This window comes from Legionella cardiaca (assembly GCF_029026145.1).
GTDB lineage: Bacteria > Pseudomonadota > Gammaproteobacteria > Legionellales > Legionellaceae > Tatlockia > Tatlockia cardiaca.
Genome location: NZ_CP119078.1, coordinates 1,340,527 through 1,359,170 on the forward strand (window position 1 = coordinate 1,340,527; position 18,644 = coordinate 1,359,170).

An 18,644-nucleotide genomic window follows, 5' to 3' on the forward strand; every position below is an offset into this window, starting at 1 on the left:
ATGAAGAAATCCGTCCATAACAATTTTTCAACTATCCAGCAAATGTTAAATATTGTATGGATGTTATTGACGGTCATTTTTCTTCTATTAGCGATGTACTATCAATGGGCACATTATCAAGTTGAAGAACAAAAACAAATACAAGCAAATGCAAACAACATTAGAGTGCAAGTTGATAATCTAATCGAAAGGGCCCTCAATGCAGCCTATTCCCTTCCTCTCTATGGTCGTGAGTTTCGAGGTTGTCAAAATGATTTGTTATTCCAACTAAGAAGTATATCGTTTAATAGCCCTCTTATATCCGGCCTTGTTATTAGTGATAGTAATAATAATGTTATCTGCTCAACGCTCGGGAAAAACTATTACCTACCCTCGCCCGCCACAGAAAATTTGGCTCTTTTTGGCCCTTTAAAAATTGATGATATAAGACAGGATGCTTTTTTATTGCAACAAAAACTGGGCGAATATCATTTAGGTATTTATATCATAAAAAGTATTATTCTAAATGCCCTGAAATCAGTACCACCGGAAGTTATCTTTGTTGGACTCTACGACGGAAAACAGAAAAAATTTGTTTTAGCCAATGGTGCTAAACCATTGAGTAACAATTATGATTCCACATTTCTGGCTGAAGCCCCGTTACAAACTGTTGATTTGTTCAAGGTTATATTGGCTACGAATCCAGAACACTTTAAGAAAGGTTTTATCTATCACATTTTAGCGGCAACATTCATTGTTCTCTTGGCTTCTTTTCTTCTGTATTTTCGTATTCGAAGCCTATTAAATAAACGTTTCTCGTTAAATAGCACCCTAAATACCGCAATAAAAAACAATAGGTTTCAGCCAGTTTATCAGCCCATTATGGACTGTACTCAAAACAAATATTGTGGTGCTGAAATACTCCTGCGCTGGCAAATGGATAAAAATGAAATAATGCCTGAGGCGTTTATTGAAGAGGCTGAGCAATCAGGCCTTATTGTGCCAATGACACTACAAGTGCTGAAAAAAGCATTGAAAGAGTTTCATGATTTTCTAAAGGAACATCCTGAATTTCATTTAGCCTTAAATATTTCAGCAAGTCATTTTAATGACAGAAACTTTTTCATTGAATTTTATAGACTCTGTAAGCATTATAAAGTGAAACCTCAGCAGATTATGCTGGAATTAACGGAGAGAGAATTACTCGATCAGAATAATAAAGGGCTGATCGCTAAAATGCATGAATTAAGAGATAAAGGGCATTCATTAGCGATTGATGATTTTGGTACAGGGCATGCAAGCATAAAGTATTTACAGCATTTTCCGTTTAACTATTTAAAAATTGATAAAATTTTTATTCATGCCATTGGAACGGGTGCTATTACGGAAAGCCTTAATCAGGCCATTATTCATATGGGAAATTCTTTAAAACTTGAAATCATTGCTGAGGGTGTTGAAACCAAAGAACAATTTATGCTTTTACGTCAATATCAGGTAAGATTTATGCAAGGCTGGTTTTTTGAAAAAGCAGTACCCTACGAACAGTTAATAAGAATAATTGATGGAATTAAACATGAATAATAAAGTACTTACTCTTTTTTTAGGGGGCTGTTTTCTCTTATCGCAAGCATCTCATGCTGCTACCGTGCTCGATATAAATTATTGGAAATGTACAGCTTCTGATACAGAAAATAGAGAGTGGTATGGACAAAGTGACTATCAGTTAACAGCTCTTAATAGAGCCATGGAGGATTGTAAAAAACAAAGTCGAGCTCCTTCAACTTGTAAAACTTCAAAAGCAGATTGTGAGTCCATTGTGAATGGGGAGACTACACGTGCCATGTGGCGTTGTGTTGCACTTGATCTTGCTGCGATTCCCTGGCCGAGTAATATTTATAACCACGCTGATGATGCATTGCTTGGTGCGAAGGCTTACTGTCAAGCCAATAGTGCCTTGCCTGAAACCTGCTATGTTTATTTATTTACTTGTAGAAATTTAAATATACGGAAATTTTAATGTATTGTGTTGGTTTAACAGGAAATATTGCCAGTGGCAAATCCACTGTAGCTTCCTTCTTTAAAGAGAAAGACATAACCGTTATTAGCGCTGATGAGTTAGCTCGAGAATTAAGTGGTATTGGCAAACCTGCATATCAGAAAATCATTGCTCATTTTGGCAAAGTTGTCAGCGGCGCGTCGGGAGAGCTTAATCGCGCAAAATTGCGTCAGATTATTTTCACTGATCCCAATGAACGCATCTGGCTAGAGCAATTACTACATCCCTTAATCAGAGAGCGTATTACTGAACTTTTAATGGCAAGTACGAGTCCCTATTCTGTTGTGGAAATCCCTTTATTGAAAGATCGCGAAACCTATCCTTATCTTGATAGAGTATTAGCCGTGCTTGCAGATCCAAAAAAACAGATTCAACGTGTTATGACGCGAGATAATATTTCCAGAGAGCATGCCGAAGCAATTCTTACAACTCAACCAACTGACTTAAAACGACTAAAAATTGCAGAGGATATAGTTTTTAACAATGGGTCTTTAACTGATTTGGCCCAGAAAATTGAAAATTTACACGAACGTTATTTGCAGTTGGCATCAGAAAAAATAACTCCCCCAAAATGACTGTAACTTTTTAATTTTCTTGCAATTTTTGTATTATTGGTGTTTTATGATACACTAAAATAAAACGCAGCTAAGGACAGCAAATATTCTATGCCTGATGATATAATCACTTTTCAGTTAGCAACTCACTATTTGCCCAAAATCGCATTGCGACTAGAGTCTCTCTACCAAACCATTAAAGAAGGATGTGAAGAAACCCATCCTGTTATTCACCATTATGCTCTAAAAAATGTGATTGATATAATCAAATTAATTGAAAAGCCTGAGCTTAAAAGTCGATTTTTGAAGGAATTAATGCGAATCGAACATGCATTAAATAAAACAAATACAATTCTTCCTGAAGTTTTATATAGTCATCTCTATCAGCAGATTCAAATTTTAACTCATGTGGTTGGGCGATTTGGTGGTGAAATTCACCACAATCCTTTTCTCCAATCAATTCGAGTTTCACAGTCACACCATAACAATGATTGTGAAATGTATTCCCCGCAGCTTTTGCTTTGGTTGGAATCGGACCCTACCCTTAGGCAAAATGACTTAAGTAAATGGCTAAAAAATTTAACTGCATTGTATTCTACGGTTTCGCTTTATCTATCATTATTACGTGATACGGCGCAATTTGATAAAATTGACATGTTTAACGGATTCTATCAGCGTTCATTGCCACCAAAAACTTCTTGCCATCTCATTTTGTTACGAATTAAAAAGTCATTTGGGGTCGTTCCTCGTATACAATTAGGGCACCATGGATTAAATCTACGATTATGTGAAGTTAGTACTATGCGTGAAGTGCGAGAAACTAATGCCGAATTAGATTTAGCAATTTGTCAGTTATAGAAAAATAGCTGAACTCCCCGTCAAAGACTCATTTCTGTCATTTCAAGAATTCTGGCATACTATGCTCAGCTAATTTAGGAGGTATTCATTTGTCTTTGCGGAATAATGGTGCATTCTTTGCTGCCATATCAGGGCTTTTTTTTGGTTTAATTGGTTATTTTGGCGTTAGCGTAATCAATGCCAATGTTTCTATTAATAATATGTTGTTTTGGCGTTTTTTAGTATCAAGTTTATTTATGTGTGTGCTTTTGCTTCCACAATTAAAAAACCTTAACATCAATGGAATCGAATTAATTAAAATAACGTTTTATGGCGCAGCATTTTATGGGACTTGCTCCATCCTGTATTTCCTAGCTGCTCAATACATTGGTTCAGGTTTGGCTATGGTAATATTTTTTACCTACCCTGCTATCGTAATGTTAATAAATTTTGTTTTTTTTAGACAAACAATCGGTAAAATTTATTATGTGGCGCTTGTTGTCATTTTTATTGGGATGTTGTTGTTAATCAATGGAAGTAAATTCAATTTCAATCTTATAGGCGTCGGATTGAGTTTATTGTCGGCTGTTTTATATGCTCTTTATTTGATTGTAAGTAAAAAGATTGCCGCCCCGGCTTTAGTATCTACCTTGTTTGTTTCTATTGGTGCTATGCTAATTTCTTTAATTGCTGCATTCATAGATAAAACGTTTATTATCCCTGGTGGTTTTTCTGTTTGGTTTAATATTGGTGGCATTGGTATTATTTGTACAGCTTTGCCCATTGTTTTTCTATTACACGGTTTAAAACATATAAGCTCATTGCAAGCCTCTATACTTTCGGTTTTAGAACCAGTATTTGTCGTTATTTTTGGCATTCTTCTTTTAGGAGAACATATAAATATTACTCAAGGATTGGGTGTTATTGTACTTCTCGGCGGGGCATTACTTTCATTATTAAGTCATCGTTTTGAATAAACAAAATAGCTCTGGCTTTTTTATGAGGAAAACCTGGTTGGCGTACAGCAGCCAACCAGGCTGCGATATGGAATAGTTGCTTTTCAATAAGCGTTAACATAGGTTAAATAGTTCTTAAACTCATTATTCCTTCCATGAACAAGATCGAGATAAGCTTCTTTGATTTTTGAAGTTATAGCTCCCGGACTACCTTTTCCCAGTGGTTTATCATTAATGGAATGTATGGCGGTTACTTCAGCCGCTGTCCCTGTAAAAAAGGCTTCATCAGCTTGATAGACCTCATCAAGACGAATATTGGTTTCAACTACGTTTAGATCGAAAGTGCGGGCTAATTTAATTATCGTATCACGAGTAATTCCTGAGAGAATTCCTCCTAAATTGGGTGTATAAATAACCCCATCTTTCACCATGAAAAAATTTTCGCCTACTCCTTCAGTAATATAGCCATTGCTATCGAGAAATAATGCTTCATGATAATGAGTGCCTTGCAATTCCAAAGAAGCTAAGATGCTATTAAGGTAATGTCCACACAGTTTGGCATCAACTACAGTGGAGTCTGGATGAATTCGTATATAACTACTTGTTTTTACCTGCACACTATCATGTGGAAGATAGGCTCCCCAAGGCCAACATGCAATAACTAATTCAACGGGATTGCCGACAGGATTGACGCCCATTTTCCCATAACCATAGAAAACTATAGGGCGGATATAGCCGGCATCAAGTTTATTAAGGCGAACAATGTCTTTAACTGCCGCAATAACTTCCTCCTTTGTAAAGGATAAAGGCATTTTCAAAGTTTTTGCTGAATAAAAAAGACGATCGATATGATCATTTAAGCGGAAAATCGCAGGTCCTTCTAACGTACTATAAAATCGAATCCCTTCGAAAGCGCCTCCGCCATAATGCAAGGTGTGAGACAATACATGAATTTTGGCATCATCCCAAGGAATAAGTTTGCCATTTCTCCATATGGTTTCGGTTGTTTGCATCATTACTTTCTCTCCTGCTCATTGGTAGCAACCAATGTTTAATGCCTATTATTATTCGTAATATTCTCACATCTAGGAAAACTGCGCGAACTAAATTATTTTCTGCAAAACTCTTGCCAGTTATAAAGAAGTTAGCAGTGACGTATGCCTTCACAATATCACTTGGTGAGTTGCCATACGATTAAAATAGGCTATGCTTTTAGATTTGCAGGTATTTGCTCACGCAAATAAAGGTCCAGATTATCCATAATTTTTTCAAAAATATTCAGCTTCATTGTTGATTCAAAATTTGCACAGCAATTAATGAAATTATAAGCCCAATAAAAAATATTGTTATTCTTCTCTTCGACAATGGTTTTTATTTCACTTAATGCTTCGTACATCGTCGTCAGTTCAGAAGTTGTTTCAAATAGCTCTTTAGCGCGTTCTAACTTTGCAGTTGTTAAAGGAGTCTTTTCTGAATCTTTATCCAGAAGCTGAATTAAATCATCGAGAGCTTTTAGTAATTTTCGTTTTGCTCTTTCTTTAACCTGCTCACGATTTTGCTTTGACATCTTCATCTTGTCATCTATTATTTTATCCATCCTTTGTACTGCCTGTGCGAAAGTGTCTTTAGCAAAGAGTGCGGAAGACATCGCTTGAGAAAATGCAATTCCTCCCATAATGGCATCGTTTACTCCATGACCAAAATTGTAATTGGGTGTCCGTCTGGCATCACCAATTTGGGCAAATACGCCATTACTCAAATCAAAAACAGGTTTTTGGCAAATCGCTAGCGGCATTTCAAAAATGGTTACTTGCAGTTTGTCTTTTGCTGGTGTTTTCTTACTTTTTCTATATTCTAACTGCTCTTCTTTAAGACCATAGTGTTTCTCTATATTGAAGCAAGCCCATTTTTTTAATAATTCGGCGCGCTCTTCTTCTGAAGCCTCAAAAATTTGTTTAGGTATTTCACCTGCAAAATAAAATTTGCTCTGAGCTGCGTTTGTAAAAATATAGCATTCGGGATGATAGGGTTCTTTCCAACCCTGCTGACTAGCCGTTTGCATTTCCTCCATAATGCCTCGCTTTGCTTTTAATTTAGAGGGTGCCTCACCCGATTTTAGCTGTAATTGCACGACAGCATGATAAGGATATCTTACTTGAGTATCGGCCTGTTTGTAATCAACTGATTCACCAAAACAGTTTGCTACCAAATTCGCTGTGGAATGTTTTATACCATCCGCTCCTAAAAGGTTACGAAAATAATATTTCTCACCATTTTTTAATTTAATGCAATCAGCAAGACCCTCTGTACCCTTTTCAATTAAATCAATGGCTTTATCGCTTGTAGGAAGTGATTTAACAACGGTAACATTGGGTAGTTTAAGTAGTTTACGGTATAGATATTTTTCAATATCTTTAGTTTGTACTGTGCCTTCAGCGTAATATTTTTCCCAAAATTTAGAATCCTGGAGATCAGTTTTATCATGTTGTTTTTTTAGAAATGTAATGCTATCCCGTGAGAGCACTAGACGTTGTCCACGGATGTATGCGTCTCTATTATGAAAAACGACAATCTTCTTGCCCTGTTGTGCCAATTCTAGCGCTGCTGTTAAACCTCCGGGTCCTAAACCAACAATAGCGACATCGGCAGGCGTATCTTCTTCATTGTAAGGATTGGTCATAAAGTTCAATAAAAGTCAAATTGAATTAATTATAGCCAGTAGACATTAACAAAATCTTAGTTAAAGATATCAAGCACCCTCTTCGTACACCCGATGAAGGAACGATAAGGATTAATCAATGAAATTTGGCAAATAATAAGATTTATTGTTGTAATGGAGTGAGACTGGGAGTGATTGGCATTGTAAGCACTCAATAAACGCCGTTGCCATTTAGTGTTCGAAACTATTTAATTTTCTGAAAACTTAAATGACTTCTTGAATCCTTTCTACATAGGAGATGTCCTCGTATTCAGCCAGATAAGCGTTGTATGGTAGCAAATCAGATCCATCGCCTAATTTTTCATATTTATTATTGTTTAACGGTCAATAATTCTTTTCAAATATCATAAAGCGCGTTACAACATGTATTAGAATAATCTTCGTTTTATATTGTTAGTGAAGTATTTTTATGAAATTATTTCAGGGTAACTTTTCCCCTTTGCTCAAAATGGCATTACCACTCGCTTTGACTGGTTTGCTCCAATCCGGGGTCTTTTTCTTTGAAACTTTTTTTCTCGCTCATTTGAGTACAGATATACTCGCAGCAGGTGCTTTAGTTAGTTGGTTATTTGGTACCTTTGCCGTAATAATTTTTGGAGTTTTGGGTTCTATCAATGTCTTAATTGCCCATAAATACGGTGCTAATGATCATCAAGGAATCTCACTGGTTGTTCATGATGGATTCTGGTTAGCTCTTTTTTTGGTTATCCCTTCATTCATCTTATTTTGGAACATGTCCCCTATTTTTATTTTGCTTGGTCAAAGTCCTGTGGTGGCGAAGCTGGCTGAATCTTATTTACATGCTTTAACTTGGGGACTTTTACCCAATTTTATTATGATTGTGTTATTAGAGGTGATTATTGGTCTAGGTCATACCCATCTCATTTTGAAATTCACTCTGCTTTCTGTGTTATTGAATGTATCTTTTAGTTTTGTGCTAATTTTTGGAAAATTTGGCTTTCCTTCTTTGGGAATTGCGGGTGCCGGTTGGGGAATAACAATTAGTTGTTGGATAACCACTTTCGTTTTAAGTATTTATTTGTTCTTTAATAAACGTTATCGCGGTTATTTTAATTTGCTGTTCACAACGAGCAAACCCTCTTACCTTTTAGAGATGCTGCGTATAGGAGCTCCTATGGGATTTATGTATTGCGTCGAGGTGGCTTTTTTCTTTGCTTTAACATTACTAATGGGGATATTCGGTAGCCAATTAATGGCTGCCAATCAAGTGGCTTTACAATATTTAGGTACATTAATGTCAGTAATTTTTTCGATTGCACAAGCAATTACTGTACGCATGGGGCATTTATTAGGAAGTGGAGATAAAAATTCAGCCAGCCAGACTGCCTATGCGGGTATCATCCTATCATTTCTATTTATGTTTTTTGTGGCGTTGATTTATTGGTTCTTCCCCAATGTTTTAATATCTATCGATTTTGATATTCATAAACCTGAAAATTCACAAATTGTTTTTTTCGCTACCCAGTTTTTGTTGGTGAGTGCAATATTCCAAATTGTTGAGGCGATGCGAATTTCCTTATTTGGTGCTTTACGAGGCATGAAAGATACGCGTTTTACTCTGCTAATCTCAATTATTAGCTTTTGGATCATTGCATTACCAGTAGGGTATTTTTTGGCAACTTCTTTAAAACTCGGCGGTACTGGTTTGTGGTGGGGAATGGTTTTAGGGGCTGTAAGCAGCTTAATGTTACTATATTGGCGACTACAGTTTAAGCTGGGTCAATATAACATCAGTTCATTAAATCTACCTTAGCAATGCAATAATTTTATTGTTAGCTTCAGGGAAATTATAAGTAGATAAGCTATCAATATTTGCCCAGTGAAGATCCATTTGGGATTCGAGACAACGCGCATCACCGGTGTATTTATCAATGCTAAATACAAGCAGGTTAACTGTTTTTTCCCCGTAGGAGTGAGTAATTTCCCCTAAAAACTGATGCGAGAGCACATGAAGACCAATTTCCTCCTTTACTTCTCGAATCAGTGCATCTTGAGGGGATTCATCGACCTCCAGTTTCCCGCCTGGAAATTCCCACATGCCCCCATGAGAGGCATGTAAGGGTCTGCGAGTAATTAATACCTCGCCTGCTTCATTAAAAATTACAGCAACCGCAACTTTCACACTAAACTTCCGTGACAAGCTTTGTATTTTTTCCCAGAACCGCAAGGACAAGGATCGTTGCGGCCAATTTTTTTCTCGACTCGTCTGAAAGTCGTTACTGTATCATCCTCTCCAGAGACGGCTGCACTATCTTCTTCATGAAGGAATTGCATTTTTTGGGCTTGCTCAGCACGTCTTTGTTCTTCAACAGCATCCACATCTTCTGCTGTTTGCACTTCTACAGAGGAAAGCAAACGCACAATGTCATACTTCAGATTATCAAGCATCATCGAGAATAATGAGAACGCTTCACGCTTATATTCTTGTTTAGGATCTTTTTGAGCATAACCGCGCAGGTGAATTCCTTGACGTAAATGATCCATGGCAGCCAAATGTTCACGCCATTGATTATCAAGAGTCTGTAAAATAACTGATTTTTCAAAGTTAGAGAGTATTTCACGACCTGTTAATTTTTCTTTTTCCTGATAACGCTCCAGACATAGCGAATAAATTCTGTCACGAATTTGCTCTGGTTGCAGCGTATGATCAGCTTCCGTCCATTCGCTGATATTTGCCTTTATTTTAAAGTCCTCAGAAAGTGCTTGTGATAATCCTTGCAGATCCCATTGATCTTCCAAACTTTGTGGTGGAATAAAATTATCAACCAATCCATAAATAACATCTTGTCTCATCCCTTCCACAACTTCCTTCGGGTCTTTCATTGCCATGATTCCTGCGCGTTGTGTATAGATAACTTTTCGCTGCTCATTTGCCACATTGTCATAATCAAGCAATTGCTTACGAACATCAAAATGATGGCCTTCTAATTTACGCTGGGCATTTTCAATTGCTCGCGTAACTAAATTATGCTCAATAGGCTCACCTGGCTTCATCCCTAAACGACGCATCATGGCAGCTACCCGCTCTGATGCAAAAATTCGCATCAGGTTATCATCTAAAGACAGATAAAACCGGCTGCTTCCCTGGTCGCCTTGACGCCCTGAACGACCACGCAGTTGGTTATCAATTCGACGGGACTCATGACGTTCAGAACCAATAATTCTCAAACCACCTGCTTGTAGAACTTCTTCGTGTCTTTTTTGCCAATCGGCTTTAATAGCTTGACGTTCTGCTTCAGTAGCCTCTTCCGGCAGTTGAGCGAGTTCGGCTGATAGGCTGCCGCCTAAAACGATATCTGTTCCGCGTCCTGCCATGTTAGTTGCAATTGTAACTGCTCCAGGTCTTCCTGCCTCGGCAATAATTTGCGCCTCTTTTTCATGGAATTTAGCGTTTAAGACTTGATGTTTAACACCAGCTTTTTTCAATAAATGACTTAGCAATTCTGACGCTTCAATGGATGCAGTTCCAACTAATACCGGCTGTTTACGTGCAACACAGTCTTTTACATCCTCAATAATCGCTTGATATTTATCTTGCTGAGTCAAATAAACCAAATCGGGTTGATCCTGACGCAACATCGGTTTATTAGTTGGGATAACAACAACTTCGAGATTATAAATTTGCTGAAATTCATATGCTTCAGTATCAGCGGTTCCTGTCATTCCAGACAGTTTATTATACAGCCTAAAGTAATTCTGGAAGGTAATAGAAGCCAAGGTTTGGTTTTCATGCTGAATAGCAACGCGCTCTTTAGCTTCAACGGCTTGATGCAAACCTTCGGACCAGCGACGGCCAGGCATGGTTCGTCCAGTGTGCTCATCAACAATAACAACTTGGTTATCTTTAACAATATAATCAACATCACGGTGAAACATCGCATGCGCTCTAAGTGCAGCATTAACATGATGCATCAGGATAATATTGCTTGCATGATAGAGGCTTTCGCCTGGATCAAGCAGATTCTTTTCAGTAAGTAAATCTTCGATGTATTGATGACCTGCTTCGGTGAGATGAGCCTGTTTTTGCTTTTCATCAACAGTATAATGGCCACCATCGCCTTCTTCTTCCTGTTTCTTCAGTTGAGGAATCAACTCATTAACTTTCTTATAGAGTTCAGAACTACCTTCTGCAGCGCCCGAAATGATTAATGGGGTACGAGCCTCATCGATGAGAATAGAATCCACTTCATCAACGACAGCAAAATTTAGTTCACGTTGAACCTTATCTTCCAGACTAAAAGCCATGTTGTCGCGTAAGTAGTCAAAACCAAATTCATTGTTGGTTCCATAAACAATATCGCATCGATAGGCAGCCTGTTTTTCAGGATGGGGCATATCGGGATAAATAACCCCTACTGTTAAACCTAAAAACTCATAAATTGGTTTCATCCATTGACTGTCACGTTTGGCAAGATAATCGTTAACGGTAACAATATGTACGCCACGGCCAGTCAAGGCATTTAAATAGGCAGGAAGTGTTGCTACCAAGGTTTTTCCTTCCCCTGTACGCATTTCAGCAATATTTCCTTCATGAAGGACCATACCACCAATTAATTGTACATCAAAGTGTCTTAGCCCTAGCGTGCGAATGGCAACCTCACGGACTGTTGCAAATGCTTCTGCCAGCAATTCATCCAACGTCTCACCTTCGGCTAAGCGTGATTTAAATTGGGCAGTTCTAGCAGCCAATTCTTCATTTGAAAGCGCTTTCATCTGCGATTCAAAACCATTAATCGCTTGCACTGTTTTTTCCATGCGTCGCAAAGTACGTTCATTGCGGCTACCAAACATTTTTTTCATCAGGGTATTGAGCATAGCCTTGATAATCCTCTAGACAATTCCAGCTTTAAAACCGCTTAATTTACTAGAAATTTGCTGAAAATGCCATGTAAAGCGCTCAATGATTCATTGAAATAACAAAAGAACGCGAGTAATCCACGATGTATGAGGTATTAAAAGGAAAAATTGGCGTCTTTAAATTAACTTTTCAAACAATAACAGCAATTAATTAAGCTTTGATACATTTTATATTATAGGTGCATCCTTAATAGAATTTTTAGATGAATTGATAAAAATAATTTGAAAGGGAGGAATTATACGCTCCCTCTTGTTTTATACCGCCTATTTGATTTTTTTATATTGTTTTTTAAACCTGAAGATTTTCTGCTGCACGTGAAGCAGGCTCTTGGTACATTTCGCTTGGAGCCCATCCTACTAACAAGGTTCCTTTATACAAGAGATTACACAGAAAAATTGCTTTACACAGGTCACCAGCAAGCGCTGCATCACATTCGCCGCTTTGAAAAAACAAGGTGATTACAAGTCCCATGTGCGTTGCTGAGATGGCGGCTTGCAAGAGATGGGCTGCTCTTTCACAGCCTTGAATATCAAGACGAAAAAATTGATAACCCGAAATTAAAACTTGTGCAACTCGACTTGGTACAACCGCAACCGGATTAAACATTTCAAGTCCTTCTCCAACCACTTCTGCCATGGCATTGCCTCGCTGGGCATTACGATGACTCGATGAAGAGTTATAGGGCGCTTGCATGCTAAGTGCATTTTTTATTTTTTCGAAAAATGTTGTCATAAAAATTCCTTTTTTTATAGTCCATAAACCAATTGATTATAAAACAAAACATTTTGTTGACAATTAAGAGATCTTTATATTTCTATATTGATGTAGCAACTAATGATTCAATTTCTTCAAGTCCACCATCTTCTATTAAGTTATCTCTTAAAGAACCAGCATTTAATTTAATTAGTGCACGTACGGATTCTTTGTCTTGCTCAGAAATTTTCGCAAGATTAAGGTGAGCCTGAAATTGAATGTGTCCTTTTTGGTGACGACAATGGCCATCAATACAACATTCAAATTTATGACTATCCTCCATGACGAGTAAATCATGAGTATAGTCCTTCCCCCCGCTTGCTTTCTTAAGATCAAAGATGACATCACTATAAGTGTGTCCTGTCCCCTTCATGAAAGCGCTCAAACTGTTTCCCTGGACATTTCTTGTGGCGTATTCTGCTTCAACCTCACCTTGCAGTTGACCTGCCTTATCTTGAAGCTCCCTTGCACCTGAAAATTCTGAATAAACATGCACTGCCAATACAATAGGAGAGGCGATTAGCGTTAAAAGAGTAGCTAAAGAATAATGTACGGTATTAAAAACTAGAAAGGCAATTGCAGACGGAATGAGCGTTAATAAAGCAATGGGCTCTTTTTTAAAATTTTCAACGGACCACCAAGCTAACTTATTTGCTATTCTGGTTATTTGAAAAGTCAGGTAATCAAGAATTCCTGGACGTTCGATTTTATTACGCCTGTCATTGAACCATACCGCACTTATTGTGAATGAAATCGCACGCTGACCGGCAATCACTGAGAAGGTGTCCTTCAATTTTTCCCAAAATGTTCTTCGTTGGATTCTTGAGGCTGGGTAAGCTTCGGATTCAGTTATCCCTGCAAAAGGATTAAATGAGAAACGCATAACAATCTACCTTTTTTTGAAAATTGGGGGATGGTCAAGAGAATATATAATAACATCTGTACAAAAAATAATCCAAAAGAGCTGCTGCAGGAGAGTGTTGAGAGGCTTATTCTGTCGTTGATTCTGCTTCCATATTTGCCAATAGGGCTACTGTATCTTGCATCAGGGAGATTTGTTTAGTTTGTTGCAGTTTTGTTAGATGTTCCTTCCATCGTCTGGCACCTGGCAGGCCATAGGCAAAATTAAATAAGGGTTTTAGTAAAATGCTTAAGGCAATTCCCTGAGAAAATTTTGATTCAACGTAATTTACATAACTATCAATAATAGAATGGCGTGTAGGAACTGGGGTATGGGGATAATAGTAGTGATGAATAGCCGCTAATGCATAGGGATTATTGCAGGCAAGTCGGCCAAGCATAACCCCATCGACAAATTGCATATGATCCTGGATTTCAGCAATGCTGTTGATATTACCATTAATGACAATGGGTAACTGAGGTAATTCTTTCTTAATTTTATAGACGAAATCGTAATTTACTGGAGGAATTGTTCGATTTTGCTTGGGATTTAAACCATGAAGCCATGCCTTTCTAGCATGGACAATTAATTTATCACAACCGGCTTTAACTAATTTATGGGCAAAGCTGGCAAAGAAATCATAGCTATCGAAATTATCGATACCAATACGCGTTTTTGCTGTTATGGGGACAGATACAGCTGATTTCATGGCGAAAAGACAATCAGCCACATGATCTGGCTCTGCCATTAAACAAGCACCAAAACGTCCCGCCTGTACTTTATCACTAGGGCAACCTAGATTAAGATTAATCTCATTAAAGCCTTTTTCTTGAGCTATCTTGGCACACTCAACCAATTTATCTTTATCAGAACCACCCAACTGCAATGCTAAAGGATGTTCGCAAGAGTCAAAAGAAAGTGCACGAATGGGATTATTAATAATCGCACCGGGTGTCTGCATATCGGTGTACAAAAGAGCATGAGGTGCAACAAGACGCATAAACACACGAAAATGTGTATAGGTCCAATCAATCATGGGGGCAATAGCTAAGGGTGATATTAATGTTGTAGCTGACAATTCAAATTTCCGAAAACAAAAAAATTAATCTTTATTTAGTCATCCCGCTCAGACGGGAATCTATCCATTCAAACAGATAGGACTTGCTATAGACATGGATTCCCGCCGCCTATGCGGGAATGACATTAATACTACACAATACAGCCAATATACAATTTTGCTCTGATTGGATTAATTATACACTTGCAAGGCTTCGATCAACAACTGTAGCCGGGTTCTGCCCTGATAAGAATTGATATCCAGTTTATAGGCTACGTGCACTTGCTTAGCACGATGGTTGGGCCAGAGATTGATATCGATATTAAAAGCAATAGCGTCAAAAACACCTCCCTCAGAATGAGCCAGGGTCATCTTGAGGTGATGTTGTCCTACGAGACGTTGCTCAAGCACTTCAAAAATATTGTCAAAGCATGGTTCTGGAAACTGTTGTCCCCAGGGACCACCCTGTTGAAGCATTATTGCTGTTTCAAGACTCAATTCCTCGGCCGCTAATGGACCATCAGTCCATATTTCTCCCTCACATTGGCTTGCATCGATATGCTTGCTAACCTCAGTCACTAAGGCTTGTTGAAAATCTGTAAACGATTGTGGTGACAAACTTAATCCTGCTGCCATTGCATGACCGCCAAATTTGATGATTAATCCCGGATTGTCCTTATCAATTGCTGCAAGAATATCGCGAATATTTAAACCAGCAACTGAGCGTGCTGAGCCTTTTAACTCATTGTCATTGACTTTTGCAAAGGCAATGACAGGTCGGTGATAGCGTTCTTTTAATCGTCCCGCAAGAATACCAATGACACCTTGATGCCAAGATGAGTCAACCAAACACAACGCTGCCGGCAAATGATGGGCGTTTTCTATTTTTTTTGCTAATTTATCGACGGCCAACATGGCTTGTTCTTTCATTTCAGCTTCAATAACACGCCGCTCCTGATTAAGTTCATCCAAATGAGAGGCTAGTGTTCGTGCTTTTTCAGCATTGTCACTTAATAAGCATTCAATGCCCAACGACATATCATCTAATCGTCCCGCTGCATTGAGTCTTGGTGCTACAGCAAAGCCTAAATCACTTTCTCGCAAGCGAGAACAGTCGCGGCCAGAAATTTCTATTAATGCTTTAATGCCAGGACGACACTGTCCTTGACGAATACGAGCCAGGCCTTGATTTACCATAATGCGATTATTTTGATCCAGGGGAACAACATCAGCCACCGTTCCAAGAGCAACTAAATCAAGAAACTGCGCCATATTGGGTTCAGGCAAATTTTGCTCTTCGAACCAGTTCGTTTTAATAAGTTGGCGTCGTAAGGCAAGCATGACATAAAAAATAACGCCTACACCTGCAATTGATTTACTGGGAAACGAATCACCCAGCTGATTAGGGTTTACAATAGCACAAGCGTCAGGCAAAACTTCAGCCGGCAAATGATGATCAGTAACCAGCACATCAATACCAATAGCATTAGCGGCATCTACACCATCAATACTGGCAATACCATTGTCTACTGTAATAATTAAATGAGGCTGCCATTTTTTGGCGACTTCAACAATAGCTGGAGTCAAACCATAACCAAAATCGAAACGATTAGGGACTAAAAATTCCACCTGTGAAGCCCCCATCGCGCGTAATGCAGCGATAGCCAAGGCCGTGGAAGTTGCTCCGTCAGCATCAAAATCCCCAATGATTAAGATGCGTTCTTTGGCTCGCAATGCCTGCTCCAGGCGCCCTGATGCTTTATCGATGTCGATTAAAGAATTAAAAGGTAATAAAGCCTGTAAACTTTTATCAAGTTGGCTTATCTCTTGAATTCCACGTGAAGCATAAATTCTTTGCAGAACGCTGGAATAACCCGACAAAGAAGAAAACGACGAAGGCACTTCACGTTTTTTAATACGCATAAATTAAGATCTCCACAGTCTTGACCACCATCTGGCAGGCTGCTTTGAGTAAGCAAGGTTATTCCAATACCAGTGGACAGTGTATTTTTGAGTTTTTTCTTTTAAAGACGAGATATCAATTCGCTGGGGATATTTGATAAAAATCATACTATTTTTATCAAAAGTAAAAGATGATGATAAAGGACTAATTTGAGCAATTTTTGGAATAAGCCCTAGAAGAACTTCATCATCCGTAATAAGTTTCTTATTGCTTTTGGGTTTAAATTCCCCTTCTCCCCAAAACCATAAGCCATTGATAGGTAATTGGTGCTGACGTTTAATATTTAGCGGATGTGAACTAAGAAACATTTGTAATTCAGTGATTAAACGTTGCCAAAAAAGCTCTTTATCAAGTTTATTCAAAGCAGGCATGAGTGACTGATGCAACATTGCATAGACTGATTGGCTGGAAATTGTTGGCTTATTGTCGATTTTCAGTAGCCAGGTATACGGATCATGATAGAACGCATCAATATTATAGAGACTGAGGAATTCGGCTACATCTGCAAACAATAAGCGAGATTCCTCTTCACTCAAAACCAGATTACTGTCTGTTGCAGTAATCATTGCATCGTTATGAGTAGCTTCCCAATGGATGGGAGAGGCAACTAGCCAATTCCCTTCCAATTTATAATAAATACGTAGTAAATCGGCTATGGGAGGATTAGAGGCATCAAAGCCCATGCAACCTAAGACATTGGTGTAATAACTACCATGATTGAATAATGGCTTACTATCACTCAAAGGTTGGGTTAGGTCATTAACCACTATCTGCATTATTTAAACTGCCTGCAAATAGCCATCTCGTTTAAATAATGCTTTTAAGTTTCGTAATGCCTGTCGAGTTCTTTGGTTGTTCTCAATTAAACCAAAACGAACATAATCATCACCTTGAGGACCAAATCCAATACCTGGCGATACAGCCACAAAGGCCTCTTTAAGTAAATACTTGGAAAATTCAAGTGATCCCATATGTTTGTAGCGTGCGGGAATGGGAGCCCAGACAAACATCGTTGCTTTGGGTCTTTCTACAAACCAGCCCAACTCCTGCAATCCATCACACAAGACATTACGTCGTTGCTCATATAGCTCTCTGATTTCATGTACACAATTGTCAGAACCCTCAAGGGCTGCAATAGCTGCTACTTGAATTGGCGTAAAAGTACCATAATCAAGATAAGATTTAATGCGTGTCAATGCTGCAACAAGCTCTTCATTACCACAGGCAAATCCGACTCGCCAACCAGGCATATTGTAAGATTTAGACATGGAGTAAGTCTCAATTGCAATATCGATAGCTCCGGGCACTTGAAGAATCGAAGGTGCCTTATAACCATCAAAAACGATATCGGCATAAGCCAAATCGTGAATTATCCAAATGCCATGGCGTTTTGCTAAAGCCACTACGCGTTCGAAAAATTCATAATCAACACAATGCGTACTAGGATTGGCTGGGAAGTTAATGACTAGCGCCTTGGGTCTTGGCCAGGTTTGTTCAATAGCGACCTCAATTGCTTCAAGAAATTGATTTTCATTAATTAATGGAACTTGTTTAACGTTTGCGCCGGCAATGATAAAACCGTAAGTATGAATAGGATAAGCCGGATCAGGAACAATAACAGTATCACCAGGACCACTGATGGCTAAAGCAAGATGAGCTAGCCCTTCTTTAGAACCGATTGTTGTTAGAACTTGTGTTTCGCTATTAAGTGTTACATCGTAATTTCTTTTATACCAGGAGGCCATTGCACGACGTAAACGAGGAATGCCTTTTGACATTGAATAACGGTGTGTATCAGGGCGCTGCGCTGTTTCTACTAGTTTATCAACGATATGTTGGGGGGTTGGCTGATCGGGGTTGCCCATACCAAAGTCAATAATATCCTCACCGCGCGCTCGCGCCTCAGATTTCAACTGAGTTAACGTGTTGAATACATAAGGTGGTAAGCGTTTAATGCGGGGAAACTGACTCATGTTTTTCGCCTTTGTGA

16 protein-coding genes are annotated in these 18,644 nt (G+C 38.5%); 6 read left to right on the forward strand and 10 right to left on the reverse strand.

The genetic code is table 11. From position 1 onward, the window contains the following. From PXX05_RS05815 to PXX05_RS05835, 5 genes are all read left to right on the forward strand, one after another. Nucleotides 1-1,560 (forward strand): EAL domain-containing protein, encoded by a 1,560-nt coding sequence (locus PXX05_RS05815; RefSeq protein ID WP_275090119.1) that lies wholly within the window; start codon nt 1-3, stop codon nt 1,558-1,560. After that, the gene (locus tag PXX05_RS05820; protein ID WP_275090120.1) at nt 1,553-1,996 is read left to right on the forward strand and encodes a hypothetical protein; all 444 of its coding nucleotides are present in this window, start codon (nt 1,553-1,555) and stop codon (nt 1,994-1,996) included. The genes PXX05_RS05815 and PXX05_RS05820 overlap by 8 nt, the downstream gene beginning before the upstream one ends. Beyond that, entirely contained in the window at nt 1,996-2,610 is a 615-nt protein-coding gene (gene coaE, locus PXX05_RS05825; protein ID WP_275090121.1) for a dephospho-CoA kinase, read from the forward strand. Before PXX05_RS05820 ends, coaE begins: the two co-directional genes overlap by 1 nt. 90 nt (nt 2,611-2,700) lie before the next feature. Then, nucleotides 2,701-3,447 (forward strand): cell division protein ZapD, encoded by a 747-nt coding sequence (zapD, locus tag PXX05_RS05830; protein ID WP_275090122.1) that lies wholly within the window; start codon nt 2,701-2,703, stop codon nt 3,445-3,447. An 89-nt stretch (nt 3,448-3,536) separates the two neighbouring features. Beyond that, on the forward strand, nt 3,537-4,403 hold the full coding sequence (locus tag PXX05_RS05835; RefSeq protein ID WP_275090123.1) for a DMT family transporter: 867 nt from the start codon (nt 3,537-3,539) through the stop codon (nt 4,401-4,403). 83 nt (nt 4,404-4,486) lie between these two features. Here the strand turns inward: PXX05_RS05835 and PXX05_RS05840 are convergent, their stop codons facing one another. Next, a complete protein-coding gene (locus tag PXX05_RS05840; RefSeq protein WP_275090124.1) occupies nt 4,487-5,398 on the reverse strand; it encodes a branched-chain amino acid transaminase in 912 nt (303 codons plus the stop codon). A gap of 188 nt (nt 5,399-5,586) precedes the next feature. Then, nucleotides 5,587-7,062: an FAD-dependent oxidoreductase gene (locus PXX05_RS05845; RefSeq protein ID WP_275090125.1), complete on the reverse strand. Its 1,476-nt coding sequence runs from the start codon at nt 7,060-7,062 to the stop codon at nt 5,587-5,589. A gap of 448 nt (nt 7,063-7,510) precedes the next feature. On the opposite strand from PXX05_RS05845, the gene PXX05_RS05850 reads away from it, so the two are divergent. Next, on the forward strand, nt 7,511-8,875 hold the full coding sequence (locus PXX05_RS05850; protein WP_275090126.1) for an MATE family efflux transporter: 1,365 nt from the start codon (nt 7,511-7,513) through the stop codon (nt 8,873-8,875). On the opposite strand, the gene mutT is transcribed toward PXX05_RS05850, so the two are convergent. From mutT to alaC, 8 genes are all read right to left on the reverse strand, one after another. Next, nucleotides 8,867-9,244, reverse strand: coding sequence for an 8-oxo-dGTP diphosphatase MutT (gene mutT, locus PXX05_RS05855; protein ID WP_275090127.1), 378 nt, complete (start codon nt 9,242-9,244; stop codon nt 8,867-8,869). The two genes, PXX05_RS05850 and mutT, sit on opposite strands and share 9 nt — an antisense overlap. Beyond that, nucleotides 9,241-11,937, reverse strand: a complete 2,697-nt coding sequence (gene secA, locus PXX05_RS05860) for a preprotein translocase subunit SecA (protein ID WP_275090128.1) — start codon at nt 11,935-11,937, stop codon at nt 9,241-9,243. Before secA ends, mutT begins: the two co-directional genes overlap by 4 nt. Before the next feature lie 331 nt (nt 11,938-12,268). Next, the gene (locus PXX05_RS05865; protein WP_275090129.1) at nt 12,269-12,712 is read right to left on the reverse strand and encodes a hypothetical protein; all 444 of its coding nucleotides are present in this window, start codon (nt 12,710-12,712) and stop codon (nt 12,269-12,271) included. An 82-nt stretch (nt 12,713-12,794) separates the two neighbouring features. Continuing rightward, nucleotides 12,795-13,616 carry a hypothetical protein gene (locus PXX05_RS05870; RefSeq protein ID WP_275090130.1) on the reverse strand — a complete coding sequence of 274 codons (822 nt, stop codon included), beginning with the start codon at nt 13,614-13,616 and terminating at the stop codon, nt 12,795-12,797. Nucleotides 13,617-13,722: 106 nt separating this feature from the next. Next, nucleotides 13,723-14,670 (reverse strand): tRNA dihydrouridine(20/20a) synthase DusA, encoded by a 948-nt coding sequence (gene dusA / locus PXX05_RS05875; protein ID WP_275090470.1) that lies wholly within the window; start codon nt 14,668-14,670, stop codon nt 13,723-13,725. A gap of 213 nt (nt 14,671-14,883) precedes the next feature. Further along, nucleotides 14,884-16,614, reverse strand: coding sequence for a single-stranded-DNA-specific exonuclease RecJ (recJ, locus tag PXX05_RS05880; protein WP_275090131.1), 1,731 nt, complete (start codon nt 16,612-16,614; stop codon nt 14,884-14,886). Between the two features lie 3 nt (nt 16,615-16,617). Next, nucleotides 16,618-17,430 carry a hypothetical protein gene (locus PXX05_RS05885; RefSeq protein WP_275090132.1) on the reverse strand — a complete coding sequence of 271 codons (813 nt, stop codon included), beginning with the start codon at nt 17,428-17,430 and terminating at the stop codon, nt 16,618-16,620. A 3-nt stretch (nt 17,431-17,433) separates the two neighbouring features. Beyond that, nucleotides 17,434-18,627 carry an alanine transaminase gene (gene alaC / locus PXX05_RS05890; RefSeq protein ID WP_275090133.1) on the reverse strand — a complete coding sequence of 398 codons (1,194 nt, stop codon included), beginning with the start codon at nt 18,625-18,627 and terminating at the stop codon, nt 17,434-17,436. Nucleotides 18,628-18,644 lie beyond the last annotated feature (17 nt).

What these genes read in the sequence shown, in the direction of transcription:
- PXX05_RS05865 (WP_275090129.1), bottom strand. Translation starts at nt 12,712, where the DNA reads ATGACAACATTTTTCGAAAAAATAAAAAATGCACTTAGCATGCAAGCG.
- zapD (WP_275090122.1), top strand. Translation starts at nt 2,701, where the DNA reads ATGCCTGATGATATAATCACTTTTCAGTTAGCAACTCACTATTTGCCC.
- PXX05_RS05870 (WP_275090130.1), bottom strand. Translation starts at nt 13,616, where the DNA reads ATGCGTTTCTCATTTAATCCTTTTGCAGGGATAACTGAATCCGAAGCT.
- coaE (WP_275090121.1), top strand. Translation starts at nt 1,996, where the DNA reads ATGTATTGTGTTGGTTTAACAGGAAATATTGCCAGTGGCAAATCCACT.
- alaC (WP_275090133.1), bottom strand. Translation starts at nt 18,627, where the DNA reads ATGAGTCAGTTTCCCCGCATTAAACGCTTACCACCTTATGTATTCAAC.
- PXX05_RS05850 (WP_275090126.1), top strand. Translation starts at nt 7,511, where the DNA reads ATGAAATTATTTCAGGGTAACTTTTCCCCTTTGCTCAAAATGGCATTA.
- dusA (WP_275090470.1), bottom strand. Translation starts at nt 14,670, where the DNA reads ATGATTGATTGGACCTATACACATTTTCGTGTGTTTATGCGTCTTGTT.
- secA (WP_275090128.1), bottom strand. Translation starts at nt 11,937, where the DNA reads ATGCTCAATACCCTGATGAAAAAAATGTTTGGTAGCCGCAATGAACGT.
- PXX05_RS05840 (WP_275090124.1), bottom strand. Translation starts at nt 5,398, where the DNA reads ATGATGCAAACAACCGAAACCATATGGAGAAATGGCAAACTTATTCCT.
- recJ (WP_275090131.1), bottom strand. Translation starts at nt 16,614, where the DNA reads ATGCGTATTAAAAAACGTGAAGTGCCTTCGTCGTTTTCTTCTTTGTCG.
- PXX05_RS05820 (WP_275090120.1), top strand. Translation starts at nt 1,553, where the DNA reads ATGAATAATAAAGTACTTACTCTTTTTTTAGGGGGCTGTTTTCTCTTA.
- PXX05_RS05815 (WP_275090119.1), top strand. Translation starts at nt 1, where the DNA reads ATGAAGAAATCCGTCCATAACAATTTTTCAACTATCCAGCAAATGTTA.
- PXX05_RS05885 (WP_275090132.1), bottom strand. Translation starts at nt 17,430, where the DNA reads ATGCAGATAGTGGTTAATGACCTAACCCAACCTTTGAGTGATAGTAAG.
- PXX05_RS05845 (WP_275090125.1), bottom strand. Translation starts at nt 7,062, where the DNA reads ATGACCAATCCTTACAATGAAGAAGATACGCCTGCCGATGTCGCTATT.